This window comes from Nonomuraea sp. NPDC049758 (assembly GCF_040674635.1).
Classification (GTDB): Bacteria; Actinomycetota; Actinomycetes; order Streptosporangiales; family Streptosporangiaceae; genus Nonomuraea.
Genome location: NZ_JBFAMZ010000007.1, coordinates 279,684 through 304,442, shown reverse-complemented (window position 1 = coordinate 304,442; position 24,759 = coordinate 279,684). Strand labels below are relative to the sequence as shown.

Sequence of the window (24,759 nt, the reverse complement as noted above, 5' to 3'; positions counted from 1 at the left end):
CGGGGAAGAGGTCTGATCTGCCGTGAGATGCTGGCTTTCGTGACGACGACCGAGCCCGCCGGGCCCGCCCCGCGCCGCGGGCGCGGCCGACCCGGCTACGACCAGGCCGCGATCCTGCGCGCCGCGGTGGAGCTGTTCAACCGCAGGGGATACGACGCCACCAGCATGGGAGACCTGGCGAAGGAGCTCGGTCTGACCAAGCCGGCCATCTACCACCACGTCACGGGCAAGGAGCAACTGCTCGGCCAGGCCCTCGACGACGCCCTCGACGAGCTCACCGCCGCCGTCACCGCCGCCACCCGCGACGCCGCCGGCCGCACGGCCTACGAACGCCTGCGCGAGGTCGTGCGGCGCAGCGTCGAGGTGCTGGTCGCCCATCAGCCGAGCGTCACGCTCCTGCTCCGGGTGCGCGGCAACAGCCCGGTCGAGCTGGCCGCGCTCGAACGCCGCCGCTGGCTCGACGACCGCCTCGCCGCGCTGGTCGCCGACGCCGTCGCCGAGGGCGCGCTGCGCGACGACGTGCCGCCCGCGCTGGTCAGCCGGCTGCTGTTCGGCATGGTCAACTCGCTGGTGGAGTGGTACCGCCCGGACGGCGCCTACGACCGGGCGATGGTCGCCGACGCCGTCACCGCGATCGCCTTCGACGGCCTGGCCGGGCACGCGCCCGGGGCTCACCAGGTGTAGAACCCCTGGCCCGTCTTGCGGCCGAGATGCCCGGCGGCCACCAGGTCGCGCAGGATCCGCGGCGGCTCGAACCGGGGGCCGAGCTCGCGGGCCAGGTGCTCGGCGATCGCGAGGCGCACGTCCAGGCCCACCACGTCGGTGGTGCGCAGCGGGCCCGTCGGGTGGCGGTAGCCGAGGGTCATGGCCGTGTCGATGTCGGCCGCGCTCGCCACGCCCTCCTCCAGCATCCGCATCGCCTCCAGGGCCAGGCAGACGCCGAGCCTGCTGCTGGCGAAGCCCGGCGAGTCGGCCACCGTGACCGGCGTCCTGCCGAGCGCCCGCGTCCACTCCTGGGCCCGCTCGACCAGCTCGGGGTCGGTCCGCGGGCCGACGACGACCTCGATGAGGTCGCTGACCGGGACGGGGTTGAAGAAGTGCAGCCCGATGAAGCGCTCCGGCGCGGCCAGGCCGGCCGCGAGCCCGCCGATCGACAGGCTGCTGGTGTTCGTGGCCAGCACCGCGCCCGGCGCCTGCCGCTCGACCAGGGCGAACACCTGGGCCTTGAGCGCCGCGTCCTCCGGCACCGCCTCCACGACCAGCTCGCACGAGGCCAGCTCGGCCGGGTCGGCCGTCGTGCGCAGCCGGGACAGGACGTCCGGGAGCGGGCTGCCCAGCCTGCCCTTCTCCGCGGCCTTGGCCAGGCTGCCGGTCACCCGTTCCAGGGCCTGGGCGGCGGCCCGCGGGTCGCTCTCCACGACGACGACCCGGCTGCCGGCGGCGAGGAAGGCGTGCGCGATGCCCGATCCCATCCGCCCGCCGCCGAAGACGCCGACGATGTGCGGCAGGGTCGATGGGGACGTCATGAGCGCCGCTCCTTCCGCCGGTCGAGGAACGCCGTCATGCGCGCGTGCTTCTCCTCGGTCTCGAACAGCACCGCCTGGGCCAGGTCGTCCACGAACGGGTGCGCGGCGCGCGGGGCGTGGAAGACGGCCTTGGTCAGCCGGGTGGCCAGCGGCGCCCGCGCCGCGATGCGGTCGGCGAGCCGGTGACCGGCGGCGAGCAGGTCCGCCGGCTCCACGACGTCGTTGAGCAGATGCACCGCCCGCGCCTCCTCGGCCGTCAGCACCCTGCCGGCGAGCAGGATCTCCTTGGCCAGCGGCTCCCCGACCAGCTCGGCCAGCCGCCAGGCGGCCCCGGCGGCGGCCAGGATGCCGAGGTCGGTCTCCGGGTTGCCGATCCGGGTGCGCGGCGTGCCGATCCGGAAGTCGCAGGCGTAGGCCAGCTCGGCCCCGCCGCCCAGGGCGTAACCGTCCACGAGGGCCACGGTCGGCATCGGCAGCCGGTGGATCCGGTCGAAGATCCTGGAGTTGATGCCCCGCAGCGCGTCGTCCCGGTCCCGGTCGCGGAGCTGGGCGATGTCCGCCCCGGCGGCGAAGGTCGTGCCCTCGCCGGTGAGCAGCACGACGCGCGGCTCGTCCTCGACGGCGGCGCACGCCTCGTGCAGCGCGGCGACCAGCTCCCGGTCGATCGCGTTGCGCACCTGCGGCCGGTTGAGCCGCCACACCACCCGGTCGGCGCCCTCCTCGACGATGAGGGTCATGGGCGCTCCGCCTGGGGAGCGCGGGCTTTCGTCACGGAAAAACTCCTCTGCGTCGGGGTCAGGCGTCGTAGTCCACGGTGACACGGTCGCCGGCCGGGAACGTCTGGCAGGTGAGCACGAAACCGGCGTCCACCTCGGCCGGTTCGAGCGCGTAGTTGCGGCGCATGTCCGCCGCGCCCTCGCGGACCACCGCCCGACAGGTGCCGCAGACCCCGCCCCGGCAGGCGAACGGCAGGTCCGAGCGGGTCTGCTGGGCGCCGTCGAGCAGGGTGGACTCGCGCGAGACGGTGGCGGTCGTGCGCCTTCCGTCGAGCACCGTCGTCAGCACGGTCGTCGCGCCCGCCGGCACGCCCTCGGGGCGCCTCGGCCGCGGCGGGGGAGCGTCGACGTAGAAGAGCTCGACGTGCACCTTCGCCGCCGGGACGCCGAGCTCGGCGAGCACCTGGCGGGCGTCCTCGACCATGCGCAGCGGCCCGCACAGCCAGACGTGGTCGAACGTCTCGATCGGCACCAGCTCGGTGAACAGCCGCCGCAGCCGGTCGCCGTCCAGCCGGCCGGAGAACAGCTCGACGTCGCGCGGCTCCCGGGAGAGCACGTGGACGAGCTGGAGGCGGGGGCCGTACCGGTTCTTCAGGTCGCCTAGCTCCTCGGCGAACATCACGGTGCGGCTGCTGCGGTTGCCGTACAGCAGCGACACCCGCGCGCCGGGATGGGTGAGCACCGTGGAGGCGACCGACATCATCGGGGTGATGCCCGACCCGGCCGCCACGCACAGGTGCCGCTCGCCCGCGCCGGGGTCGGCCTGCCAGGAGCCGGTGGGGGTCTGCACCTCGATCCGCGTGCCCGGCCGCACCTCGCGGACGAGCCAGGAGGAGAAGAGCCCGTCCGGGATCTCCCGGACGCCGATGCGCGGCGCGTCCCCGGCCGGGGCGCAGATCGAGTACGACCGCCGCTCCTCCCGCCCGTCCACGAAGCGGCGCAGGGTGAGCGACTGGCCCGCGCGGAAGGCGTACGCCTCGCGCAGCTCGCCGGGCACGGCGAAGGTGATCGCGGCGGCGTCCTCGCACAGGCGGTCGACCGCCGCCACGGTCAGCTCGTGGAAGGCGGCGTGCGCCCGGGCCGGCGCGGGCGCGAGCGTGGTCATCTCATATCTCCTTGACATGCTCGAACGGTTCCAGGCAGTCGGCGCAGGCATAGAGGGCCTTGCAGGCGGTGGCGCCGAACTCGGAGGTCAGCCGGGTGGCCCGGGAGCCGCAGCGCGGGCAGGCCGGGGCGGTCCTGGCCGGGCCGAGCGTCAGCGGCACCGGCCCGGACGTGCGCCGGGCCGGCCCGGGCGCCGACAGCCCGGCGGCCCGCAGGGCGTCCCGGCCGCGCTCGGAGATCCAGTCGCTCGACCACGGCGGGTCGAGCACGACCCGCACCTCGACCCGCGGGAAACCCGCCTCCCGCAGCCCGTGGACGAGGTCGTCGCGCATGGTCGCCATGGCCGGGCAGCCGGTGTACGTCGGGGTGATCGAGGCGACCACGACCTCGCCGTCCGGGCCCGGCCGCAGCTCGACGCCGCGCAGCACGCCGAGGTCGGCGAGGGTGAGCATCGGCATCTCCGGGTCCCGCACCCGCTCGGCGACCCGGGCGGCGCGCTCGCGGGCGTCCCCGGGCGCGGGGCCGGTGTGCTCGGCGGCGGTCACCAGCGGCCCGCCGGGTGGGCGCGGGCGACCGACTGCATGTCGGCGAGCAGGCCGGCCAGCGCCGGGGTGTGAACGCCGTCCCGGCCGCCGCCCGGCCTGTCCTCGTCCGGCCTGTCTTCGTCCGGCCGGTCTTCGAGGGCCGGGCGGGGGACGTCGCTCACCGTCAGCACCTGGTCGAGCACGGCGTCCACGTCGGCGCGCAGCGCGCCGGCCTCGACGGCGACGCCCGAACGGGCGAGCGCGAGCTCGACGGGGTGCGCGGTGACCAGCTCGGCCAGCAGCGGCCACAGCTCGCCGAGCGCGGCGTCGAGCCGGCGGCGCGACTCCTCGGTGCCCTGGGCCAGGGTGAGGAACCAGCGGCCCGCCCAGTCCCGGTGGTAGGCGACCTCCTTGACGCCCTTGGCGGCGACGGCGGCCAGCACCGTGTCCGCGCTCGCCGACAGCCGCTCCAGCAGCGCCAGCCGGGCCGTCGAGAACAGCAGCAGGCGCACGACGACGTGCGCGAAGTCGCCGTTCGCGACCTCGGCCAGCCACACGTTCCTGAACTGCCCGGCGTCGCGGAAGAACGCCAGCGCGTCCTCCGGCGGCACCGGCGAGCCCTCGGGCAGCGCGGGCACCACGCCGGGGTCGGCCGCGGCCGCCCGAGCCAGCAGCAGGCGCGCCTGCCCGAGCAGGTCGAGGGCCACGTTGGCGAGCGCGATGTCCTCCTCCAGGTCGGGCGCGCGGCTGCACCACTCCGTGAGCCGCTGCGACATGACCAGCGCGTCGTCGCCGAGCATGAGGCAGTACGCGGCCAGCTCGGCGGAGCCGACCCCGTCGGGCACGGTCGTGTCCACGCCCGCCAGCGGGTCCTCGAAGTCCGTGCCGAACGCCCACTGCGCGGAGTCCCCGCCGGTCAGGCCGTCGAAGATGCTCTCGTGGTCATCGCTCACGCTGGACCCCCTCTCACATGTGCGGGACGTCGCCCGGGATGTCGTAGAACGTCGGGTGCCGGTAGACCTTGTCGCCGCTCGGCGCGAACAGCGGGTCCTTCTCGTCCGGGCTGGAGGCGGTGATGGCGTCGGAGCGCACGACCCAGATGCTCACGCCCTCGTTGCGCCGGGTGTAGACGTCGCGGGCGTGCCGCAGGGCCATCGCGTCGTCGGGCGCGTGCAGCGACCCGACGTGCACGTGGTTGAGCCCGCGCTTGACCCGGACGAACACCTCGTACAGCGGCCATTCCCGCCGGTCGGCGCTCATCGGGCGCCCGCCCCGGCCGCCGTGCGGCTCGCGAACGCCGACGCGGCCTCGCGCACCCAGGCGCCGTCCTCGTGGGCGGCGCGGCGGTGGCGCATCCGCTGGGCGTTGCACGGCCCGTCGCCGCGGATGACCGCGGCCAGCTCCGACCAGTCGGGCTGCCCGAAGTCGTGGTGCCCGCGCTCCTCGTTCCAGCGCAGGTCGGGGTCGGGCAGCGTGATGCCGAGCGCCTTGGCCTGCGGGACCGTCATGTCGACGAACTTCTGGCGCAGCTCGTCGTTGGAGTTGCGCTTGATGCCCCAGGCCATCGAGCGTTCGCTGTTGGGGGAGCGGTCGTCGGGCGGGCCGAACATCATGAGGGAGGGCCACCAGAACCGGTTGACCGAGTCCTGGACCATCTCCCGCTGGGCCTGCGTGCCGCGCATCATCGTCATCAGCAGCTCGTAGCCCTGCCGCTGGTGGAAGGACTCCTCCTTGCAGATGCGGATCATCGCGCGCCCGTACGGGCCGTAGGAGGTGCGGCACAGCGGCACCTGGTTGCAGATCGCGGCGCCGTCCACGAGCCAGCCGATGGTGCCGACGTCGGCGTAGGACAGCGTCGGGTAGTTGAAGATCGAGGAGTATTTCTGCTTCCCGGCCAGAAGGAGTTCGGTCAGCTCGGCGCGGGAGACGCCCAATGTCTCGCACGCGGAGTACAAATAGAGGCCGTGCCCGGCTTCGTCCTGCACCTTGGCCAGCAGGATCGCCTTACGGCGCAGCGACGGCGCGCGCCCGATCCACTCGCCCTCCGGCTGCATGCCGATGATCTCGGAGTGCGCGTGCTGGGCGATCTGGCGGACGAGCGTCCTGCGGTACGCCTCCGGCATCCAGTCGCGGGGCTCGATCCGGTCGTGACCCGCGATGGTCGCGTCGAAGGCGGACTGCAGCCGCTCCTCCAGGTCCGGCTCCGCCGGCGTGGTGGTCATCGTCCCTCCGAGACATCGGTCTTATTTACTTATCGCTCGGTCAGTAATACGGTTGCATGAGTCGGGGCTTCCGCGCAAGAGAGGAGACAGCGTGAGCGCGCTGCTGGAGAGCTACGCCGCCGGACGATGGTTCCGCGCGTCGGACGACGGGGAACCCTTGCTCGACGCCGCGACGGGCGAGGAGGTCGCGCGGATCTCCAGCCGGGGGCTGGACGTCGCCGCCATGGTCAGGCACGCCAGGGACACCGGCGGCCCGGCGCTGCGGGCCCTGACCTTCCACGAGCGGGCCGCCCTGCTCAAGGCGCTGGCCAAGCACCTGCTCGAAGGCAAGGACGCGCTGTACGCCCTGTCCACGCGCACCGGCGCCACCGCCCGCGACACCATGGTCGACGTCGACGGCGGCATCGGCACGCTGTTCAGCTACGCGAGCAAGGGCGTGCGCGAGCTGCCCAACGACACCGTCTTCCTCGACGGCGGCCTGGAACGCCTGGGCAAGGGCGGCACCTTCGCCGGCCAGCACCTCTACACCTCGCGGCCGGGCGTCGCCGTGCAGATCAACGCCTTCAACTTCCCCGTCTGGGGCATGCTGGAGAAGCTGGCCCCGGCCTTCCTCGCCGGGCTGCCCTCGATCGTCAAGCCCGCCGCCCAGACCGCCTACCTCACCGAGCTGGCCGTCCGGCAGATCATCGAGTCCGGCATCCTGCCGGAGGGGACGCTCCAGCTCCTGGCCGGCAGCCCTGCCGGGCTGCTCGACGAGCTGACCGTCCAGGACTCCGTCGCCTTCACCGGCTCGGCCCACACCGCCGGCATCCTGCGCCGCCACCCGAACGTGCTCGACGGCGGCGTCGTGCTCGGCGTCGAGGCCGACTCGCTCAACTGCTCGATCCTCGGCCCCGACGTGCGCCCGGACGATCCGGAGTTCGACCTGTTCGTCAAGGGCGTCGTCACCGAGATGACGGTCAAGGCGGGCCAGAAGTGCACGGCCATCCGCCGCGTGCTCGTGCCGGCGGACCTGGCGGACCAGGTGACCGAGGCGCTGGCCGCGCGCCTGTCGTCGATCACCGTCGGCGACCCGCGCAACCCCGGCGTGCGCATGGGCCCGCTGGCCAGCCTGGGCCAGCGCGAGGAGGTGCGCAAGGCGGTCGAGGCACTGCGGGCCGGCGCGGAGGTCGTCCACGGCGACCCGCGCGGCGCGTCCCTGCTGGAGGGCGACCCCGAGCGCGGCGCGTACATGACCCCGCTGCTGCTGCGCGCCCGCCCCGGCGCCGCCGAGCCGCACGACGTGGAGCCGTTCGGGCCGGTCGCGACCGTGCTCGCCTACGACGGCGTCGAGGAGGCGGTCACCCTGGCCGCGCGCGGCAAGGGCAGCCTGGTCGCCTCCGTCGCCACCCACGACCCGCAGGTCGCGCGGTCCGTCGTGCTCGGGCTCGCGCCCTGGCACGGCCGGGTCCTGGTCCTCGACCGCGACGACGCCAAGGAGTCCACCGGGCACGGCTCGCCGCTGCCGGTCCTCGTCCACGGCGGCCCCGGGCGGGCCGGCGGCGGCGAGGAGCTGGGCGGCGTGCGCGGCGTCCTGCACCACATGCAGCGCACCGCCGTCCAGGGCTCGCCGGACCAGCTCACCGCGATCACCGGCCGCTGGACGACCGGCTCGGCCCGCGCCGACTCCGGCGTCCACCCCTTCCGCAAGTCGCTGGCCGAGCTGCGGGTGGGCGACACGATCGCCTCCGCGCCGCGCACGGTCTCGCTCGCCGACATCGAGCACTTCGCCGAGTTCACCGGCGACACCTTCTACGCCCACACCGACCCCGAGGCCGCCGCCCGCAACCCGCTGTTCGGCGGCATCGTCGCGCACGGCTACCTGGTGGTGTCCCTGGCCGCCGGGCTGTTCGTGGACCCGGCGCCCGGCCCGGTGCTGGCCAACTTCGGCGTCGACGGGCTGCGCTTCCTCACCCCGGTCAAGGCCGGCGACGCCATCGCCGTCGCGCTGACCGTCAAGCAGATCACGCCGCGCAGTGGCGCCGACTACGGCGAGGTGCGCTGGGACGCCACCGTGACCAACCAGGACGGCGTCCCGGTCGCCACGTACGACGTGCTGACCCTGGTGGCCAAGACCTGGCCGGAGGGCTGACGTGGACGACACCCCGGTCCTGCTCGAACGCGACGGCGCCGTGGCCGTTGTGACGCTCAACCGTCCCGACCACCGCAACGCGCTGGACGACGGGCTCAAGCAGGCGCTGCGCCGGGCGCTGGAGGAGGTCGCCGCCGACGACTCGGTCAGGGCCGTGCTGCTGACCGGCGCGGGCCGCGCGTTCTGCGTCGGCCAGGACCTCGCCGAGCACGCCGAGGCCCTGCGCGCCGATCCCGGCCATGCCTTCGACACCGTCGAGGCGGACTACGCGCCGGTCGTCCGGCTCCTGGCCACGATGCCCAAGCCGGTCGTCGCCGCCGTCAACGGCGCCTGCGTCGGCGCCGGGCTGGCCCTCGCGCTCGCCTGCGATCTGCGCGTCCTGGCCGAGGACGTCAAGCTGGCCACGGCGTTCACGGGGATCGGGCTGACCTGCGACTCCGGCCTGTCGGCGACGCTGACGCGGGCGGTCGGCGAGGCAAGGGCCAAGGAGCTGGTCCTGCTCGGCGAGCCGTTCGGGGCCGCGCAGGCGGTCGCGTGGGGCGTGTCGGGGCGGGTGGTGCCGGGGGCCGAGGTGTGCATGGCGGGACGCGAGCTGGCCGCCCGGCTGGCGGCCGGGCCGACCGCGGCCTACGCCGAGTCCAAGCGGCTCATCGCGCAGGGGTGGGAGCAGGGCCTCGGGGCGGTGCTCGCCGAGGAGGCCCGCGCGCAGGCCCGCCTCGGCCTGACCGCCGACCACGCGGGCGCGGTGGAGGCGTTCCTCGCCAAGCGCAGGCCGACCTTCGGAGGGCGCTGAACGAGGACTCGGGGGGCTCAGCTCTCGTGGGCCCCCCATTCCGCGCCCCGGCCGCGGGCCTCCTCGAACACCAGCCAGGTCCGGGTGGCCCGCACCCCCGGGATGTCCTGGATGCGTTCCAGCACGACGTGCCGCAGCGCGGCGTTGTCCGGCGTCCTGACCAGCACCAGGACGTCGTAGTCGCCGCCGACCATGGCGAAGTGCTCCACGTACGGCGTCTCGCGCAGCCGTGCCGTGACCTGGCGCCAGGAGTTCTGCTCGATCGTCACCGACACGTACGCGCTGGTGCCCAGGCCCGCCCGGTGCGGCGCCAGCTCGGCGGTGAAGCCGGTGATCACGCCGTCGTCCATCAGCCGGGTGAGCCGGGCGTAGACGTTGGCGCGCGAGACGTGCACGCGTTCGGCCAGCGTGCGCATCGACATCCGGCCGTCGCGCAGCAACTCGGCGATGATCGCCCGGTCCACTCCGTCCAGGTTTGCGGCCGAACGTCCCGGCCAGCCGCCCTCGACGCCCTCGTTGGCTGACAATTGGCCCTCCATTAGTCCCATATAAAGCCGTTTGTCGCTCATCATGCCTGATGTCTTGAACGGATGGCTCCAGCAGCGGACGCTTTCCCTCACAAACGTCCAGAGAAAGTGAGCGTCGCCATGTCCGTGAGGAGGAGTCCCCAGACGGTCGACGGCCTGCTGCCCTCGCCAGAGCCGGTGCGCTTCGTCGCCGAGGACGGCGCCGCCGTCGAGCCGCCCGCCGGGTACGCCGAGCCTGCCGGGGAGCACCTGGTGGAGGCGTACCGGCGGATGGTCCTGGGCCGCCGCTTCGACCGCCAGGCGACCGCGCTGACCAAGCAGGGCCGGCTGGCCGTCTACCCCTCCAGCCGCGGCCAGGAGGCCTGCCAGATCGCCGGCGTGCTCGCGCTGCGCGAGGACGACTGGCTGTTCCCCACCTACCGCGACTCGGTCGCGCTCGTCTCCCGCGGCCTCGACCCGGTCGAGGTGCTCACGCTGCTGCGCGGCGGCTGGCACTGCGGTTACGACCCCGCCGCCACACGCGTCGCCCCCCAGTGCACGCCGCTGGCCACCCAGACGATCCACGCGGTCGGCATGGCCGAGGCCATGCGCCGCAAGGGCGAGGACGGCGTCGTCATGGCCTTCATCGGCGACGGCGGCACCAGCGAGGGCGACTTCCACGAGGCGCTCAACTACGCCGCGGTGCTGCGCGCCCCCGTCGTGTTCCTCGTCCAGAACAACAAGTACGCCATCTCCGTGCCGCTGGCCAAGCAGAGCGCGGCCCCGGCGCTGGCCTACAAGGGCATCGGCTACGGCATCCCCTCCGAGCAGGTGGACGGCAACGACCTCGTCGCCGTGCTGTCGGTCCTGACCGCCGCCGTGACGCACGCCAGGACCGGCGGCGGCCCGTTCCTCGTCGAGGCGCACACCTACCGCATGGACCCCCACACCAACGCCGACGACCCCACCCGCTACCGCGAGAGCCAGGAGGTCGAGCAGTGGGAGTCGGCCGACCCGCTGGCCCGGCTGGAGACCTACCTGCGCGGGCGCGGCCTGCTCGGCGCCGAGGACGTCGCCGCCGCGCACCAGGCCGCCGAGGAGTACGCCGCGCGCCTGCGCGAGGCGATGAACGCCGACCCCGAGGCCGACCCCTTCGAGCTGTTCGACCACGTCTTCGCCGAGCCGACGCCCCAGCTGCACGAGCAGCGGGCCCTGCTGGCGTCCGAGCTGACCGCGCGGGAGGACTGACATGACCGCGAAGATGACCATGGCCCAGGCGTTGAACGCCGCCCTGCGGGACGCCCTGCGCGAGGACGAGCGCGTCCTCGTCTTCGGCGAGGACGTCGGCCCGCTCGGCGGCGTCTTCCGCGTCACCGACGGGCTCACCAAGGAGTTCGGCGAGGAGCGCTGCTTCGACACGCCGCTGGCCGAGGCGGGCATCGTGGGCCTGGCCGTGGGCCTGGCCATGGGCGGCTTCCGCCCGGTGATCGAGATGCAGTTCGACGCCTTCGCCTACCCGGCCTTCGAGCAGATCGCCTCGCACGTGGCCAAGCTGCGCAACCGCACCCGCGGGCGGCTGTCGCTGCCGATCGTGATCCGGATCCCGTACGCGGGCGGCATCGGCGGCGTCGAGCACCACTGCGACTCCAGCGAGGCGTACTACGCCCACACGCCGGGGCTCAAGGTCGTGACGCCCGCGACGGCCGACGACGCCTACTGGCTGCTGCGCGACGCCGTCGCCGACCCCGACCCGGTGATCTTCATGGAGCCCAAGCGGCTGTACTGGTCCAAGGAGGAGACCTCCCTCGCGGACCGCCGCGCCGCCGGGTTCGGCCGGGCCGCCGTCCGCCGCGAGGGCCGCGACGCGACGCTCGTCGCCTACGGGCCCAGCGTGCCCGTGGCGCTCCAGGCCGCCGAGGCCGCCGCCCGGGACGGGCTCTCGCTGGAGGTGGTCGACCTGCGGACGATCGTCCCGTTCGACGACGAGACCGTGGTGGCCTCCGTGCGCAGGACCGGGCGCTGCGTGGTGATCCAGGAGGCCCAGGGGTTCGCCGGGGTGGGGGCGGAGATCGCCGCCCGCGTGCAGGAGCGGTGCTTCCACTCGCTGGCCGCGCCGGTGCTGCGCGTCACCGGGTTCGACATCCCGTACCCGCCGCCCATACTCGAACACTCCCACCTCCCGGACGTCGACCGCGTCCTCGACGCCGTGGACCGGCTCCAGTTCGACGACCAGCCCGACCTGCTGCACCTCACCCGGGAGGCGTCATGACGGCGACCGCCGCGCGGCAGGTGTTCCGGCTGCCGGACCTCGGCGAGGGCCTGACCGAGGCCGAGATCGTCGAGTGGAAGGTGGCCGTGGGGGACACGGTGGAGATCGACCAGATCGTGGTGGAGGTGGAGACCGCGAAGGCGGCGGTGGAGGTGCCCGTGCCGTACGCGGGGACCGTCCTGCGGCTGCACGCCGAGGCGGGCGCGGTCGTGGCGGTGGGGGAGCCGCTCATCGAGGTCGGGGACTCGCAGGCGGACCCGGCGGCGGCGCGGTACCGGGAGGAGGAACGCGCGGGCTCGGGCAACGTCCTGATCGGCTACGGCACCACCGGCACCCCCCACAAGAGCCGCCGCCGCCCCCGCCTTCCCAAGCCCACCCCTTCCACCCCGACCCCGGCCCCCGCTCCGGGATCGGCCCCTGCACCGGCACTGGGTTCCGTCCCGGCCCCCGCTTCGGAGGCGGCCCCTGCACCGGCAGCGGGTTCCGTCCCGGCACCTGCTTCGGGATCGGTGGCGGGAACCGCGCCGGCACCCGCAAGGGGACCGGCATCGGGGTCCGCGAGCGCGCCTGGGCGCGCGTCCGGGACTGAGCCTGCTCCTCCGTCCCAGGGCGGGCCGGAGCGGGCGCCACGGGTGATCTCGCCGCTGGTGCGCCGGATGGCGCGCGAGCACGGCGTGGACCTCGCCGCCGTCCTTCCCACCGGACCGCACGGCGTCATCCTCCGCCGCGACGTCGAACACGCCATCGCCAACCCGGGCGCCGACTCCGGCGCGACTTCTGAGGCCCTGTCCGCCGACCAGGCGGCGTCTCCGGCGGCCCCCGCGTCTCCCGTGGCCCTCGCGTCTCCGGTGGCCCCGGTGGCGGAGCGCATCCCTCTGCGGGGCCTGCGCCGTACGGTCGCCGACAAGCTGACCCGCAGCCGCACCGAGATCCCCGACGCCACCACCTGGGTGGACGTGGACGCCACCGACCTGCTCACGATCCGCGACACCCTCCGGCGGACCAGCCCGGACCTGGGCATCGGCCTGCTGGCACTCCTGGCCCGAGCCTGCGTGGCCGGCCTGCTCCGCTTCCCCGAGCTGAACTCCTCGGTCGACACCGACCGGGCCGAGATCGTCCGCCACGGCCACATCAACCTGGGCTTCGCCGCCCAGACCGAACGCGGCCTCGTCGTGCCGGTGGTCCGCGACGCGCACCTCATGACCACCGCCGGCCTGGCCGCCGAGCTGACCCGCCTGACCGCGCTGGCCCGCTCTGGCGGGCTGCCCCCGTCCGCGCTGACGGGAGGCACGTTCACCCTCAACAACTACGGCGTCTTCGGCGTGGACGGCTCCACCCCCATCATCAACCACCCGGAGGCGGCGCTCCTGGGGGTGGGCCGCGTGATCGACCGCCCCTGGGTGCACGACGGCGCGGTGGTGCCCCGCAAGATCACCCAGTTGTCCCTCACCTTCGACCACCGCGTCTGCGACGGCGGCGCGGCGGGCGGCTTCCTGCGCTTCGTCGCCGACTGCGTGGAGAACCCCGCCGTGCTGCTCGCCCACGTCTAGCAGCACGCTCCCCACACGGGCGTACGTCCCCCGGTGGGCCCAAGGGCGCACCCCTCGGGCCCACCGGACACCGAGCCCTCTCACGCTCACGACGGTCAGGAAGCTTTGCGCTGGGCGCTGTGAGCGCACCACCCTGAATCCATCGAACGCTGCCGTCCGTGAGGCGGACGCCCGGCCTCGACGCCAGACGCCGGCATGGAGGAGGAGCCCGATGCCTGATCCCACCTCGACAGACCTGTGGTCCACGATCGGCGAGCTGGTGGCATGGCTGGACCGTAACAACGGCCGGGACCCTCACGAACTCACGCTGCGCGTCATGAAGATCGGCGAGGAGTTCGGCGAGGCGGTCGAGGCCCGCATCGGGGAACTCGGCCAGAACCCGCGCAAACCCGCCTCCCACACCCGCCAGGACCTCGCCGACGAGTTGTGCGACGTGATCGTGACGGCAATGGTGGCCCTCACCTCCGTCGTCGACGACCCGCGGGCTGTGTTCGAGGCGAAGCTGAGGAAGATCGCCGACCGCGTCTCAGCGTTCGAGGCTGAGCGCGCCTGACCTTCCCCCGCGAGCCGAGGCATGAGCCCTGCATCTGCGCCTGGCTGTCACGCGCCAGGAGCCCGGTAAGTCACGTCCATCCGGGTGGCTTCGTCGACCTCCTCCGCCGTCAGGAGGGCGACCGTCGTCGTCCGCACCGCCCCGGACGCCGACACCGCCATCCCCAACGCCGCCGACGCCGCGTTGCTCGGCAGGTCGACGACCACGAACGTGTCCGTCTCACCGAACGCGAAGTACATCTGCTCGACCCGTCCGCCCAGGCTTTCCACCAGGCGATCCACCGCTTGACGGCGTCCGGTGCCGCCGTCCCGCAGCACCCCGCGGAGACCCTCTGTGGTGTACGTGGACTGGATCAGATATTTGGGCATGGTCGAGTTCCTCTTCTCGTGCCGCCGCCCCGGTGCGAGGTGGCTGTCGCGGGTGACGAGGTCGGAATTCTCAGCCTGGGATGAAGGTAATCCCACCGGTAGTGCTGGGTTCGCCCTGCGGCCCTCGACGCGGCCGGCACCGCCGTCTAGGCCGAGACCGTCAGCACCACGATCACCACCCCGAGCGTCAGGTCGAGCGCGGCGCAGAACTCGGCCATCGACCGGGCCACCACCTTGTTCCTGCGCCAGAGGACCACGTCCAGAACGGCATGCCCGACCAGGGCCGCGGCGACCAGGCAGCCCCCGACCGCAGGCGACAGGGACAGCGCGGCCACCGACACCGCCCCGAAGACCAGCATCGCCGGAACCTGCGCCGCGACCAGCGTCGGCCTCCTCACCAGCCCGCCCGCCAGGCCGACGACGGCGACGCACACCGCACCCCCGACCAGCCCCGGCCACGGCGCCGGCCCGAGCAGCCGCAGCGCCGCCACGGCCACCACGGACGCCCAGAACAACGGCCAGGCCACCTCCGGCCTGCCGGTCACCGCCGTGGCGAGGTAGACGAGCGCGGCGAGGAACACCACAAGGGCCGCGTCCCGCCCGTCCTTCAGTCCCAGGACATTGAAGACCATGAAAGCCACGCCCAGCACCGTGGGCCAGCGACGTGCGACGGCCATGAGCCCCCGGCCGGTGGGGGAGCGCTCCTGCGAGCCGCCTTGCGCGGACGACATCTCAACCATGCCCCGACTCTCCCGCGCCACCTCCGCCCACCTTGTGGCCGAACACCCTGGACGTCCAGAATCCTGCGATCCCGGTCCGCCCACCCCACGTTCATCCCGCCGACCGCGTGGGTGAAGCAGACGGCCCTGAGGTGACGGACGCCTGTGAGGGGAGGCGGTCCGCCGTCAGGCCGGCTCGACCGACCGCAGCCAGACCGCCGCCGAGTACGGGCTGGTGAAGCGCAGCACGCGCAAGGGAGCGAACCGCGGATCACGGGTGCGCCGCCGGATCTCCGCCTGCCGCGCGGCGTGCTGCGACCAGGCCCACCACGCCGGATGATCACTCTGGAACCATCCGGCGACCGTCTCCCGATTGCCGTTGAAGACGGGCTCGCGCAGAACCGTCCTGCGCAGCGAACGCCGCAGGACCCGCGGCATGACGACCCGGCGCGGATAGTCCAGCCAGACGATGGTGTCGGCGCGTTCCCACAGCAGGTCGCGCACCTCCGGGTAGCCGAAGGAGTCGAAGATCCACGCCGGGGTCCCGGCGATCTCGGCGACCCGCTCCGGGAACGCCTCGTCCACGGCCCAACCTGGCCCGGCGAAGTACAGGCCGTCCATCTCGTGACAGGGCACGGTGATCCGGTTGCTCAGTGCGCGGGCGAGCGTCGACTTGCCCGCCCCGCTGATGCCCGCCACCAGAATCCGCCGCATCCCGGCAGGCTAGCGCAGCCGTCCCCGCCGAGCCCGCAGTGCTGCCAGGCCATTCGAACGCGCGACGCCTTCCCCACGCCCCTGCCGAGCGACGACCCGCCCCTCACCGAGCGTCCTGACCGGACGGACTCCTCGACGGCGAGGTGACAGGACAGCCTGCACAAGCAGTAACACGGGCTCCAGATCGTGCGTGACTTCGGCTGGACCACGGGCCGTGCGTAGCACTGGTCGGGCCACGGATCATGCGTGCTACCGGCTGGACCCCGGGCCGTGCGTGGCACCGGCCAGCCCAGAGAGCGTGCGTGACATCGGCTGGCCCATGGGCCGTGCATGACACCGGCCAGACCACGGTCTGACAACCCGTGGTAGGACTTCTCCGCTCCAAGACCAGACCCTGGTCCGACGCGCTCCCAACCTCCGCGCCGCAATCATGACCGCATGCCGAAACCCCTCGCCACGATCCTGGCCGCCCTGCTGGCGATCACCGGCCAACCCGCCATGGCCGCCGGAACCTCACTGACCTGGCAGCCCTGCCCCAACGACAAGATCGGCATGGAGTGCGCCGACCTCCAGGTCCCGGTCGACTGGCGCAAGCCCGACGCCCGCAAGATCACACTGAAGCTGGGCAGGCTGAAAGCGACCGGCGCCTCCGAAGGGTCGGTCCTGGTCGCCTACGGCGGCCCAGGAGGCCCCGGCATCGCCACCACCGCAGCCGTCCCCGACTGGTGGGCCCGGCTACGCGAGCGCATGGACATCGTCACCTGGGACACCCGCGGCTACGGCGAGCAGTTCGGCGGCCTGAGCACCGGCCTCGCGTGCGTCTGGACCCGCATCCCCATCCCGGAAGCCCCGCGTGACGACGCCGGCTTCGGCCGCCTGTCCGACACCAACCGCGGCTTCGCCGAGGCGTGCCGCCACCAAGACCCCCAACTGTTCGCCAACATGAGCTCGGCCGACCAGGCCAGAGACATGGAGGCGATCAGAAAGGCCCTGGGCGGCGCGAAGCTCAACTACTACGGCGCCTCCTACGCGGGCTTCTACGGCCAGGACTACGCCCGCCTCTTCCCCGGCCAGATCCGCACGATGGTCCTCGACGGCACCTGGAACCACAGCCCCGCCGACTGGTCGCGCGAACTGGAGGAGATGGCGAAGTCCAACGAGCAGTCCATGCGGCGCTTCTTCACCTGGTGCGCCACCCACGACTGCCAAGACATACCCGGCCTCTGGCACGCGCTGACCGAACGAGCCCGCCGCAAGCCCATCCCCACCACGACGGCCAACATGGCCTACAACGCCCGCGACCTGCAGTCCCTCGCCCTCTTCATGGCCCGCCAAGGAGCCCCCGCCTGGCCCGCCCTGGCACGCGCGATCCGCAAGGCGGCCGGCCAGGGCGACGCCTCCGACTTCGTCCCAGCCCGTGGGGCCCGCTACCCCGACCAGACCACCCCCGTCACCGAATGCCTCGACTGGCCGCGCCCCACGACCCTCAAGGAACTGGCCAGCACCGACGCCCGCCTCCGCAAGATCGCCCCTCTCACCGGCACCGCCAACACGCTGGCCTCGGCGACCCTCACCTGCATCGGCTGGCCCGTCCCGGTCACCAACCCACCCGCTCCCCTCCCGAAGGGCGTGCCTCCCGTCCTGGGAGCGGGCGCCTGGGGAGAGTCGGACGCGGTCGAACGTGCTTTGGCCACCGTCCCCGGCAGCGTCACCATCCGCCACGACGGCCCCGGTCACACGCTCTACGGCTTCAACCCCTGTGCCCGCGACCTGATGAACCGCTACTTCACCGACCTGACCCTGCCGCCGCCGAACACCCAATGCTGACCACCTCGACCCCGCCGGTAGGCAGCCATCCGGGCGAACGCGAATGTCCTCGCCCCACGCTTCAGCCGGAGCGGTTCGGCTCCCGAGCGAGAGGGGAAGGACGAGGTCTTGCTGGGCCAGTACGCCGGCCGCAGTCGGCGATCTTCAACTCGTCCGGACGGGGCTCTGCGGCGCCCGGTGGAACTCGATGCTCACGAACCGACCGTCGTCGAAGCCGAGGCGTGCACCGTCGCAGTGCGCGAACGGCGTCCCCCAGGAGTCGTGTGAAGCGTCGGGAAAGCACGCCGCCAACGCCAGCTGGATCGCCCCTCCGTGCCCGACCAGGAGCGCCGAGCAGCCCTCCGCGACGTCGCGGACCGTGTCCACCCAGATCGCTCGGTGGGTCCCGGCCACGGTCGCCGCCTCCCGGCCCTCCCGGATGATCTCCGCGAGCCGCCGGTAGGGCTCGGCCCAGCCCCATTGCGCGTGCCGAGCGATCTCTCCAGGCACATAACCCGACGGCATCTCCATGGTGTCGTCGACGGCGAAACCCATCGCAACAGCGGTCTCGACGGCCCGAGGAGACGAACTCGTGACCACGCGCTCGTAGGGACCGACTCCGGAGCCGATGAAGCGGGCGAGGGCGATGCCGTCACCTGACAGGTGTGACCCCCGGCCACGTGCCGCGCCCTTCTTGGTCAAGCTGTGTCGGCGCACGTCGAGCCAGCGCACTTGGCGTCCTCCTGCAACGGTGTTCCGGTGGGCAAGGGCAGAGACGCGTGCGGCCACCACGATCACCGAGCGGTGTGCTGACAAGCAAAGATCATGTGGCCGCAGGCCATAGCGTAGCCGCGCCCGGCCGAGCAAACGACGGCGAAGATCCACCGGCGAAGGGCGAAGGGCGAAGGGCGAAGGGCGAAGGGCGAAGGGCGAGGGGCGAAGGGCGAAGGGCGAGGGGCGAGGGGCGAGGGGCGAAGGGCGAGGGGGAGGTGGTGAGGGGCGGCTGTCACGCGGACCTCGGGCTGGCCATAGCGTGCCGACCAGGGGTGGATCCTGGCTGCCGCGGAAGTCGCACAAGGGGGCGCCGACCTCGTGCGGCCACGGTCTTGACTGGGCGGGTCAGATCGACTAGACCACAGGAAGCCCGGCGATCATCACGCAGTGGAGGACACGATGTCCGGCAGAGCGTTGGTACGACTCGCGGCCCGCGCCGCGTTATCCGCAGTCACGACGGGCGCGCTGGTCGCGGCCGCCGCGATGCCGGCCTCCGCGACGGTCCTGGACCGGCCGCCGCGGACGACCAAGGGGCCGTGCGCGTACACCGAGACCCCCGAGGACCCGGCCGTGCGCAAGGTTCCGCTGCCGCCGGACCCGCGCCACACCCCCACCCGTCCGGTCTCGGCGGTGCTCAGGACCAACCACGGCGACATCGGGCTCACCCTCGACCCGGCCAAGGCGCCGTGCACCGTGCAGAGCTTCGTGCACCTGATCCGTCACCGTTTCTACGACGTCACCTCCTGCCACCGGCTCACCGCGTACGACCGGCTGAAGGTGCTGCAGTGCGGCGACCCCAGCTTCACCGGCGAGGGCGGGCCCGGCTACCGGTACAAGGACGAACTGCCCACCGACCTGCCGCCGTGGCCCGGCGACCCGACCGGAGTGCGCAAGACGTACGCGCGGGGCGTGCTGGCCATGGCCAACGCCGGGCCCGACACCAACGGCAGCCAGTTCTTCCTGGTCTACGGTGACTCGGGCCTGGCGCCCAACTACACGGTCTTCGGCACGGTCGACGCCGCCGGGCTCGCCGCGCTCGACCGTATCGCCGCGGGCGGTATCCAGCCGGAGCCCGACGGGCCCACGCCGCCCGTGGACGGCAAGCCCGTCCTGCCGGTCGACATCCGGGACGCCCGGGTCTGCCGGAAGTAGGCGTCACTCCTGCTCCAGCGCCGCCCCCGTCCCCGATGCCGGTGGAAGGGCTCCCGTCCCGCATGCCGGTGGAACGGGGGCGGCACGGTCTGGAACGCCCTCAGGGCGAGGGCTCCGACCGAGGAGCCGGGAGCAGGGAGAGACGCATGAACCTGAGACGCGCGTTCGGCACGATGGCGGGGCTGGCGCTGGGCGCCGCGGGGATGGTGGGGCTGAGCGGGCCCGCGTGGGCGGCGCTGCCCTTCGCCACCCCGACCACCTGTACGTTCCAGACGGTCAACACCGGGAACTACCTGACCGCGGTGGGCGGCGGAGGCCGTACGACCGATGTGATCCACAGCGACGCGACCGTGGCCCGCTCGTGGGAACGCTTCACCCTCGTGGACGCCGGCGACGGCGTGCACGTCGGCATCAGGACGCTGACCGGCAACTACCTGACCGCCGTGAACGGCGGCGGCCTGCAGACCGACGTCATCCACTCCAACGCCACGCTCCTGCAGGCGTGGGAGAAGTTCGCGCTGGTCCGCCAGGGCGGCGACGGCTTCGCGATCCAGACGGTCGACGGCCACTTCCTGACCGCCGTGGGCGGCGGCAACCGGACCACCGACGTGGTGCACAGCGACGCGACCCAGGTGCGGTCGTGGGAGCTGTTCCGGGTGCAGTGCAACCTCACCACCGTGCCCAACGTGCAGGGCTTCGACGACGGCAGCGCGCGGAACTCGATCACCGCGGCGGGCCTCACGGTCGGCGGGGTCACGTTCGACAACAACTGCGTCGACGTTCGCGGGACCGTGCTGTTCAGCAGCCCGGGGGCGGGGGCGACCGTGCCGCGCGGTTCGGCGGTGAACCTGAACGAGTCCAGCGGGGTGGATCGCAACGGGCGGCCCTGCATCTTCAGATGACCCCGGCGGTCCGGCCCCCCGAGGCGACCTCGCGTCCTCGGGTGGCCGGACGCCTTGGAGCGGACGGCTGCATCGCTCCGAATCGGGCGTTTCCTTCGAGGCGTGCGATTTCGAGCGAGACGGTGCACTTCGTGGGGCTTGCTGTTTTCGGGCGGGTGGGGTGGGTTCAGCCGGGGGTGTCGGTGCTGCGCCGTGGCTGCCAGGGCAGGCGGTTCTCCAGCTCGACCTCCAGCGAGAAGCTGAGGAAGGTCCGTACGAGCACGATGAGCGCGAGCACTCCGACGCTCACGAACGTCGGGGCCACCGCCACCGTACGGATGATGTCCCCGGCCACCAGGAATTCCAGCCCGAGCAGGATCGCTCGTCCGAGGCCCTGGCGGTAGGCGCGGTAGACGCCGTGCGGGGCCTCTCTTTCGCGTAGCCGCAGCACGAAGGACACGGTGGCCGTCAGCGCGCCCAGCACGATGATCGCCACGCCTGCGAGATCGACAGCCTGGCCGATCGCCTCCACGATCCGCGCGAAGTCCATGACCACCCTCTTTGCCCCGCCTTCAGCAAGGATCAGCGTCCCGCGCCCCGCGTACCGCCCCGACACGCCGCACCAGCCCCCCTCTTTGCCAGCCCACCGCACGGGGCCTCGCGTGAGGACGGGCGGGCTTTGGCCGCGAGCCATACGAGGTCAGATGGAGGAGTGGAAGGCCGTTTCCCGGTCGGATGGCGGGCGAACGTGGGGCGGAGATCCATGCGCCATCGGAGGGATGAGGGACGGGCTTGGGCTCCAGGTCAAAGACGGGAGGAACGGGGGAGGGCTCGGGTTGGGAGGTCATGCGCGGGAGGAACGGGGGAGGGCTGCGGGCCTCGGGCAGGAGGCATGCGTGACCGGAGGGGGTAGAGCGCACGGGCTTGGGGTGGGAAGCCGTGCGCGATCAGAGGGGGAGAGCGCGCGGGCTTGGGGCGGGACCCCGTGCGCGATCGGAGAGGGATGAGGACGGGTTGGGGGAGTCGTGCGCGAGCGGAGGGGATGAGAGGCGGGGTGGGGGCGGGAAACCGTGCGCGGCCGTAGGGGACAGGGCCGGCTTGGCGCAGGAGGCATACGCGAGCGGCTGGGGGAGGGGACGGGCCTCAGGTGGGGGCTTATGCGCCGCGAGCAGCCGGCCGAGCGGCGCGCGGAGCGGGCGGGCCTCTGGTGGGGGCCTATGCGCGATCGGAGGGCAGAGGGGCGGGCCGGGGATGGGGGTGTGCGCGGTTCGGGCATTGCGGTGCAGCTTCCCGAGGCGGCAGGGGGCTTGGGGTAGGAAGTGGGGCCGTCCAGGTGGTGGTCTGGACGGCGGGGTCTTCGTGGAGGGAGGAGGGGGATCAGCGGTGATGGGGGTTGGTGGGGAGGGAGTCGAGCCAGTGGGTCAGGCGGGTGCCCTGGCGGGTCATGATCTCGGGGTCGCGCAAGGCGTTGGCCAGCAGCGACATCCCCTGGTACGCCCCGACGAAGGTGAGCGCGAGATCGTCGGCGTCCGGCTGGCCGAGGTCGCGGAACTGGCGTTCCGACCAGTCGAGGAGCAGCCGTACGACCCGGCCCGCCTCGACGTCGAGGCCGCCCTCCGCACGTTTGTCCAGCTCGGAGGCGAGCGTGCCGGTGGGACAGCCGTAGCGGGCGGCGATGTCCCGCTGGCTCACCCAGGCGTCCACCATGGCCTTGAGGCGGGCGCGCGGGTCGGGGAGTCGGTCGAGTTCGGCGGTGAGCTCGGCCAGGTGCCCGGCGTGTTCGGACAGCGCGGCCAGGACCAGTTCGTCCTTGGTCTTGAAGTAGTAGTACACGTTTCCCACGGGCACGCCGGCGGCCTCGGCGATGTCGGCGATGGTCGTCCGCTCGACGCCCTGCTCGTGCAGGACGCGGGCGGCGGCGGCCATCAGCCTGCGCCGCTTGTCGGCCCCCCGGGCCCGTGTCCTCGTTGAGTCAGTCACCCAACTTACTATATGTCGAAGACGGCCGGGATGGGCGCTTCCACGTACCGCTTGAGTCCGCGCGGCGCGGGCGGGCTGGGTGAGGACGCGGCGAAGATGCCGGGAGGCGCACGACTTGAGGCGGCATGCTGAAAGGCGGCCACCCGAGCTGTGGCGGCTGAGCCACATCGTGCTTACCTGGGTATGCGTGGAGGAGCAAGGCTGCCGCTGAGGGGTAGGGGCGGGCGATGTCCGATGTCGCCGCCGATGTGCCGGTTGCGGACAGCGGTGGCGCTGAGCTCTGGATCCCCTCATGACAGAGTTAGCGATCAACGTCCAACGTCTGCCGGGCTGCCACGTGGTGCATCTCGACGGCGACCTCGACCGCGTGACCCGCATGCCGCTGGCCCGTACGCTCGCGGAACTCCTGGAGGCGGAGCGTCCGAAGGTCGTGATCGATGTCACCGACCTGGCCTTCTGCGACTCGTGCGGCCTCTGGGCCCTCATCGTCGGCCAGCGGCAGGCTGAGCGGCGCGGCGGCAGCGTCCGGCTGGTCGGGGTGCACGGGCCGCTGGCCCGCCTGCTGGACATCACGCGTCTGTCGCGCCTGTTCCCTTCGGACGAAGGTCCGGCCGAGACTGCGAGCTGGGCCAAGCCGCGCGGCTGGCCGTCCTGACCCCGGAGGGGCGGCGAGGGCGGCGGCCACGGCCGCTCAGCAACGACAAGCGCGGGTCCGGGCCCGGTACGGGTGAGCCAGGCCAGGGGCGCGGTGAGGGCTTCGGGCGGCCAGGGGCCCGATGACGGCCCTTCGGGGCGACGGGGATCGCGGCGGACGCCCAGGCCGGGTGTGCCGGTGAAGGGTCGCAGCACGGCACCGAGACAGCAGGGGGATCGGGAGGGACCGGCAGGGACCGGCAGGGAGGCGAGAGCGGTCGGCAGCGGGATCGGGAGGGCAGTACGGCCGGACGTGGTCGGAAAGTGCCGGCAGTGGGGTCGGAATGGGCCGGTAGCGGCCGGCGGCGGGATCGGGAGGGGCCAGCAGCATGGCCCGGAGGAAACAGCAGCATGGCCGGGAGGGGGCGGAATGGGCCGGTAGCGGCGGCGGGACCCGGGCCCTGGGGGGGCGGGCGAGGCCGGGCGGGGCCGGGGCCTGCGGGGCTTGGGCGGGCGGTGACGGGCAGGGGCCCCGAAGCGGGCCTGGACGTCAGGTCAGGACGGTGGGGAGGGGGCCGGGTCCGGGCCGTGGGGATGTGACGCGTTGATCACCTGGTACAGCTGATCCTCCGGCCCCAGCCGCCAGCCGAGCAGTTCCAGCAGCTCGCGCACCGTCGACGAGGCGTTCTGGAGCACCAGCCTGCGCGGCGGCGGCAGGTCGGTGGCCGTGCTGATGATCAGCCGCAGCCCTCCGGCGTCGATGAAGGTAAGCTCGGACAGGTCCAGATGGACGTCGGTCTCGCCGATGCGTAACGCCCACGCCAGCGCTCGGGCCAGCGCGGGCCGTCCATGGTGGTCGATCTCGCCGCGTACGCGCAGGCCGAAGGGGTGCACCATGGGCAGCACATCGGCAGGGTCGCCGGTCTGGTCGGTCATTGAAATCACACCAATGCGGTCGTCTAGGGCAGAGCCGAGCCGCGCCACGTTCCCTATCGAGGGAAGGTGCGGGCGCCCCTGACAGATCGCCGAAAACAAGAGGGCCCGGCGCGCCGCGCGTCCATACAGCGTCGGCACATCGGGCAGAGGGAGAAGCAGATGTCGGGCGATCAACCCTTTCCGCCAGGCATCGTCCAGGTCACCACGGCTTCGGCCACCGGTGAACTGGACAGGTGCGCCCGTGGCGCGCCCGGCTCGGCTCGTTTACTCGGTCGCCTTACTCTCTGCCCTCGATCGAGCGCTTTACGCCGCCGTAACCCCCGTACACGGTAGGGGCAAGCCATGCAAGCACCCTTCCACCTGCGGTGCACCATCACCAACAATCTCGCGCTCACCCGCGATCTGGTGCGCGTCTACGCCACCCACGCGGGGCTGTCCGGCGCGCGGCTCGACCACCTGGTGCTCGCCGTCAACGAGGCCGCCGCGAACGTCCTGGAACACGGTGGCGGTCGCGGCACGGTGACGGCCTACACCGACGCCGCCGTCCTCACGGTCGATGTCTGTGACACGGCCGGACGCCTGCGGGCCGAGCATCTGGCCGACGCCCGGCTCACCCGTCCCTCGCCCTCGGCGCGGCGTCTCGGCCTGTGGCTGATCCATCGTCTGTGCGACGAGGTCGGCATCGATCATCCGCAAGGGGGCAGCAGGCTGCGGCTGCGTATGCGTCTGCCGCTCGCCACCCGTCTGCGTCCCTGGCAGGGCGGCGACTCCTCCCCTGCGGCCAGCTGAGCCACGGTGATCCGCCCGTCCGTCTTTGCTCTCAGACGGCTGGTGAGCGGTGA

The 24,759-nt window shown here is 72.9% G+C and carries 27 protein-coding genes; 12 read left to right on the top strand and 15 right to left on the bottom strand.

Going from position 1 to position 24,759, the window contains the following annotated elements:
• The first annotated feature begins 39 nt into the window (after positions 1–39).
• Positions 40–684 (top strand): TetR/AcrR family transcriptional regulator, encoded by a 645-nt coding sequence (locus tag AB0J46_RS20955; protein WP_358293360.1) that lies wholly within the window; start codon positions 40–42, stop codon positions 682–684.
• On the opposite strand, the gene AB0J46_RS20950 is transcribed toward AB0J46_RS20955, so the two are convergent.
• Genes AB0J46_RS20950 through paaA form a run of 7 tightly spaced genes read right to left on the bottom strand, consistent with a single transcriptional unit; the run spans position 672 to position 6,152 of the window.
• On the bottom strand, positions 672–1,526 hold the full coding sequence (locus AB0J46_RS20950; protein ID WP_364334158.1) for a 3-hydroxyacyl-CoA dehydrogenase family protein: 855 nt from the start codon (positions 1,524–1,526) through the stop codon (positions 672–674). The genes AB0J46_RS20955 and AB0J46_RS20950 overlap by 13 nt on opposite strands.
• Positions 1,523–2,263: an enoyl-CoA hydratase/isomerase family protein gene (locus AB0J46_RS20945; protein ID WP_364334155.1), complete on the bottom strand. Its 741-nt coding sequence runs from the start codon at positions 2,261–2,263 to the stop codon at positions 1,523–1,525. The genes AB0J46_RS20950 and AB0J46_RS20945 overlap by 4 nt, the downstream gene beginning before the upstream one ends.
• A 58-nt stretch (positions 2,264–2,321) precedes the next feature.
• Complete coding sequence (gene paaE, locus AB0J46_RS20940) at positions 2,322–3,407, bottom strand: 1,2-phenylacetyl-CoA epoxidase subunit PaaE (protein WP_364334152.1); 1,086 nt, start codon at positions 3,405–3,407, stop codon at positions 2,322–2,324.
• Position 3,408: 1 nt separating this feature from the next.
• Positions 3,409–3,951 (bottom strand): 1,2-phenylacetyl-CoA epoxidase subunit PaaD, encoded by a 543-nt coding sequence (gene paaD / locus AB0J46_RS20935; RefSeq protein WP_364334149.1) that lies wholly within the window; start codon positions 3,949–3,951, stop codon positions 3,409–3,411.
• On the bottom strand, positions 3,948–4,883 hold the full coding sequence (paaC, locus tag AB0J46_RS20930; protein WP_364334146.1) for a 1,2-phenylacetyl-CoA epoxidase subunit PaaC: 936 nt from the start codon (positions 4,881–4,883) through the stop codon (positions 3,948–3,950). The genes paaD and paaC overlap by 4 nt, the downstream gene beginning before the upstream one ends.
• A 13-nt stretch (positions 4,884–4,896) precedes the next feature.
• The gene (paaB, locus tag AB0J46_RS20925) at positions 4,897–5,190 is read right to left on the bottom strand and encodes a 1,2-phenylacetyl-CoA epoxidase subunit PaaB (protein WP_352324188.1); all 294 of its coding nucleotides are present in this window, start codon (positions 5,188–5,190) and stop codon (positions 4,897–4,899) included.
• A complete protein-coding gene (paaA, locus tag AB0J46_RS20920; RefSeq protein ID WP_364334143.1) occupies positions 5,187–6,152 on the bottom strand; it encodes a 1,2-phenylacetyl-CoA epoxidase subunit PaaA in 966 nt (321 codons plus the stop codon). Before paaA ends, paaB begins: the two co-directional genes overlap by 4 nt.
• A gap of 91 nt (positions 6,153–6,243) precedes the next feature.
• Between paaA and paaZ the strand changes: the two genes are divergently transcribed.
• Both paaZ and AB0J46_RS20910 read left to right on the top strand, forming a co-directional pair.
• Positions 6,244–8,283: a phenylacetic acid degradation bifunctional protein PaaZ gene (gene paaZ / locus AB0J46_RS20915; protein ID WP_364334140.1), complete on the top strand. Its 2,040-nt coding sequence runs from the start codon at positions 6,244–6,246 to the stop codon at positions 8,281–8,283.
• 1 nt (position 8,284) lies between these two features.
• A complete protein-coding gene (locus tag AB0J46_RS20910; RefSeq protein ID WP_364334137.1) occupies positions 8,285–9,076 on the top strand; it encodes an enoyl-CoA hydratase-related protein in 792 nt (263 codons plus the stop codon).
• Between the two features lie 17 nt (positions 9,077–9,093).
• Here the strand turns inward: AB0J46_RS20910 and AB0J46_RS20905 are convergent, their stop codons facing one another.
• Positions 9,094–9,603, bottom strand: coding sequence for an Lrp/AsnC family transcriptional regulator (locus tag AB0J46_RS20905; protein ID WP_352354020.1), 510 nt, complete (start codon positions 9,601–9,603; stop codon positions 9,094–9,096).
• A 126-nt stretch (positions 9,604–9,729) separates the two neighbouring features.
• Between AB0J46_RS20905 and pdhA the strand changes: the two genes are divergently transcribed.
• The 4 genes from pdhA (at position 9,730) to AB0J46_RS20885 (ending at position 13,954) form a co-directional block, all read left to right on the top strand.
• Positions 9,730–10,830, top strand: coding sequence for a pyruvate dehydrogenase (acetyl-transferring) E1 component subunit alpha (pdhA, locus tag AB0J46_RS20900; RefSeq protein ID WP_364334133.1), 1,101 nt, complete (start codon positions 9,730–9,732; stop codon positions 10,828–10,830).
• A 1-nt stretch (position 10,831) separates the two neighbouring features.
• Positions 10,832–11,851 (top strand): alpha-ketoacid dehydrogenase subunit beta, encoded by a 1,020-nt coding sequence (locus AB0J46_RS20895; protein WP_364334130.1) that lies wholly within the window; start codon positions 10,832–10,834, stop codon positions 11,849–11,851.
• Complete coding sequence (locus AB0J46_RS20890; protein WP_364334127.1) at positions 11,848–13,401, top strand: dihydrolipoamide acetyltransferase family protein; 1,554 nt, start codon at positions 11,848–11,850, stop codon at positions 13,399–13,401. The genes AB0J46_RS20895 and AB0J46_RS20890 overlap by 4 nt, the downstream gene beginning before the upstream one ends.
• 211 nt (positions 13,402–13,612) lie before the next feature.
• Positions 13,613–13,954, top strand: coding sequence for a MazG-like family protein (locus AB0J46_RS20885; RefSeq protein WP_364334124.1), 342 nt, complete (start codon positions 13,613–13,615; stop codon positions 13,952–13,954).
• 47 nt (positions 13,955–14,001) lie between these two features.
• Here AB0J46_RS20885 and AB0J46_RS20880 read toward each other — a convergent pair whose 3' ends face one another.
• The 3 genes from AB0J46_RS20880 to AB0J46_RS20870 all read right to left on the bottom strand — a co-directional run bounded on the left by AB0J46_RS20880 (position 14,002) and on the right by AB0J46_RS20870 (position 15,755).
• A complete protein-coding gene (locus AB0J46_RS20880) occupies positions 14,002–14,322 on the bottom strand; it encodes a GYD domain-containing protein (protein WP_364334121.1) in 321 nt (106 codons plus the stop codon).
• A gap of 146 nt (positions 14,323–14,468) precedes the next feature.
• Positions 14,469–15,062: a hypothetical protein gene (locus tag AB0J46_RS20875; protein ID WP_364334119.1), complete on the bottom strand. Its 594-nt coding sequence runs from the start codon at positions 15,060–15,062 to the stop codon at positions 14,469–14,471.
• Between the two features lie 165 nt (positions 15,063–15,227).
• Positions 15,228–15,755 (bottom strand): hypothetical protein, encoded by a 528-nt coding sequence (locus tag AB0J46_RS20870; RefSeq protein WP_364334116.1) that lies wholly within the window; start codon positions 15,753–15,755, stop codon positions 15,228–15,230.
• 438 nt (positions 15,756–16,193) lie between these two features.
• Here AB0J46_RS20870 and AB0J46_RS20865 point away from each other — a divergent pair, with 438 nt between their 5' ends.
• Complete coding sequence (locus AB0J46_RS20865) at positions 16,194–17,582, top strand: alpha/beta fold hydrolase (protein WP_364334113.1); 1,389 nt, start codon at positions 16,194–16,196, stop codon at positions 17,580–17,582.
• Between the two features lie 144 nt (positions 17,583–17,726).
• On the opposite strand, the gene AB0J46_RS20860 is transcribed toward AB0J46_RS20865, so the two are convergent.
• A complete protein-coding gene (locus tag AB0J46_RS20860) occupies positions 17,727–18,293 on the bottom strand; it encodes a histidine phosphatase family protein (protein WP_364334110.1) in 567 nt (188 codons plus the stop codon).
• Between the two features lie 441 nt (positions 18,294–18,734).
• Between AB0J46_RS20860 and AB0J46_RS20855 the strand changes: the two genes are divergently transcribed.
• Positions 18,735–19,487, top strand: coding sequence for a peptidylprolyl isomerase (locus AB0J46_RS20855; RefSeq protein ID WP_364334108.1), 753 nt, complete (start codon positions 18,735–18,737; stop codon positions 19,485–19,487).
• Positions 19,488–19,633: 146 nt separating this feature from the next.
• Positions 19,634–20,389: a PASTA domain-containing protein gene (locus AB0J46_RS20850; protein WP_364334105.1), complete on the top strand. Its 756-nt coding sequence runs from the start codon at positions 19,634–19,636 to the stop codon at positions 20,387–20,389.
• Positions 20,390–20,555: 166 nt separating this feature from the next.
• On the opposite strand, the gene AB0J46_RS20845 is transcribed toward AB0J46_RS20850, so the two are convergent.
• Both AB0J46_RS20845 and AB0J46_RS20840 read right to left on the bottom strand, forming a co-directional pair.
• Positions 20,556–20,918: a DUF1622 domain-containing protein gene (locus tag AB0J46_RS20845; protein WP_358293330.1), complete on the bottom strand. Its 363-nt coding sequence runs from the start codon at positions 20,916–20,918 to the stop codon at positions 20,556–20,558.
• Positions 20,919–21,745: 827 nt separating this feature from the next.
• Entirely contained in the window at positions 21,746–22,348 is a 603-nt protein-coding gene (locus AB0J46_RS20840) for a TetR/AcrR family transcriptional regulator (RefSeq protein ID WP_364334103.1), read from the bottom strand.
• A 292-nt stretch (positions 22,349–22,640) separates the two neighbouring features.
• Here AB0J46_RS20840 and AB0J46_RS20835 point away from each other — a divergent pair, with 292 nt between their 5' ends.
• Positions 22,641–23,003: an STAS domain-containing protein gene (locus tag AB0J46_RS20835; protein WP_364334100.1), complete on the top strand. Its 363-nt coding sequence runs from the start codon at positions 22,641–22,643 to the stop codon at positions 23,001–23,003.
• Between the two features lie 533 nt (positions 23,004–23,536).
• Here the strand turns inward: AB0J46_RS20835 and AB0J46_RS20830 are convergent.
• Positions 23,537–23,917 (bottom strand): STAS domain-containing protein, encoded by a 381-nt coding sequence (locus AB0J46_RS20830; protein WP_364334097.1) that lies wholly within the window; start codon positions 23,915–23,917, stop codon positions 23,537–23,539.
• A 342-nt stretch (positions 23,918–24,259) separates the two neighbouring features.
• Here AB0J46_RS20830 and AB0J46_RS20825 point away from each other — a divergent pair, with 342 nt between their 5' ends.
• Positions 24,260–24,706, top strand: coding sequence for an ATP-binding protein (locus AB0J46_RS20825; protein ID WP_358293322.1), 447 nt, complete (start codon positions 24,260–24,262; stop codon positions 24,704–24,706).
• Positions 24,707–24,759 lie beyond the last annotated feature (53 nt).

Bases quoted from the DNA above. Each gene is read 5' to 3' on its own strand.
- AB0J46_RS20950 (WP_364334158.1), bottom strand. From the start codon at position 1,526: ATGACGTCCCCATCGACCCTGCCGCACATCGTCGGCGTCTTCGGCGGC.
- AB0J46_RS20945 (WP_364334155.1), bottom strand. From the start codon at position 2,263: ATGACCCTCATCGTCGAGGAGGGCGCCGACCGGGTGGTGTGGCGGCTC.
- paaE (WP_364334152.1), bottom strand. From the start codon at position 3,407: ATGACCACGCTCGCGCCCGCGCCGGCCCGGGCGCACGCCGCCTTCCAC.
- paaB (WP_352324188.1), bottom strand. From the start codon at position 5,190: ATGAGCGCCGACCGGCGGGAATGGCCGCTGTACGAGGTGTTCGTCCGG.
- paaA (WP_364334143.1), bottom strand. From the start codon at position 6,152: ATGACCACCACGCCGGCGGAGCCGGACCTGGAGGAGCGGCTGCAGTCC.
- AB0J46_RS20895 (WP_364334130.1), top strand. From the start codon at position 10,832: ATGACCGCGAAGATGACCATGGCCCAGGCGTTGAACGCCGCCCTGCGG.
- AB0J46_RS20890 (WP_364334127.1), top strand. From the start codon at position 11,848: ATGACGGCGACCGCCGCGCGGCAGGTGTTCCGGCTGCCGGACCTCGGC.
- AB0J46_RS20885 (WP_364334124.1), top strand. From the start codon at position 13,613: ATGCCTGATCCCACCTCGACAGACCTGTGGTCCACGATCGGCGAGCTG.
- AB0J46_RS20880 (WP_364334121.1), bottom strand. From the start codon at position 14,322: ATGCCCAAATATCTGATCCAGTCCACGTACACCACAGAGGGTCTCCGC.
- AB0J46_RS20875 (WP_364334119.1), bottom strand. From the start codon at position 15,062: ATGGTTGAGATGTCGTCCGCGCAAGGCGGCTCGCAGGAGCGCTCCCCC.
- AB0J46_RS20870 (WP_364334116.1), bottom strand. From the start codon at position 15,755: ATGCGGCGGATTCTGGTGGCGGGCATCAGCGGGGCGGGCAAGTCGACG.
- AB0J46_RS20865 (WP_364334113.1), top strand. From the start codon at position 16,194: ATGCCGAAACCCCTCGCCACGATCCTGGCCGCCCTGCTGGCGATCACC.
- AB0J46_RS20855 (WP_364334108.1), top strand. From the start codon at position 18,735: ATGTCCGGCAGAGCGTTGGTACGACTCGCGGCCCGCGCCGCGTTATCC.
- AB0J46_RS20850 (WP_364334105.1), top strand. From the start codon at position 19,634: ATGAACCTGAGACGCGCGTTCGGCACGATGGCGGGGCTGGCGCTGGGC.
- AB0J46_RS20845 (WP_358293330.1), bottom strand. From the start codon at position 20,918: ATGGACTTCGCGCGGATCGTGGAGGCGATCGGCCAGGCTGTCGATCTC.
- AB0J46_RS20835 (WP_364334100.1), top strand. From the start codon at position 22,641: ATGACAGAGTTAGCGATCAACGTCCAACGTCTGCCGGGCTGCCACGTG.
- AB0J46_RS20830 (WP_364334097.1), bottom strand. From the start codon at position 23,917: ATGACCGACCAGACCGGCGACCCTGCCGATGTGCTGCCCATGGTGCAC.
- AB0J46_RS20825 (WP_358293322.1), top strand. From the start codon at position 24,260: ATGCAAGCACCCTTCCACCTGCGGTGCACCATCACCAACAATCTCGCG.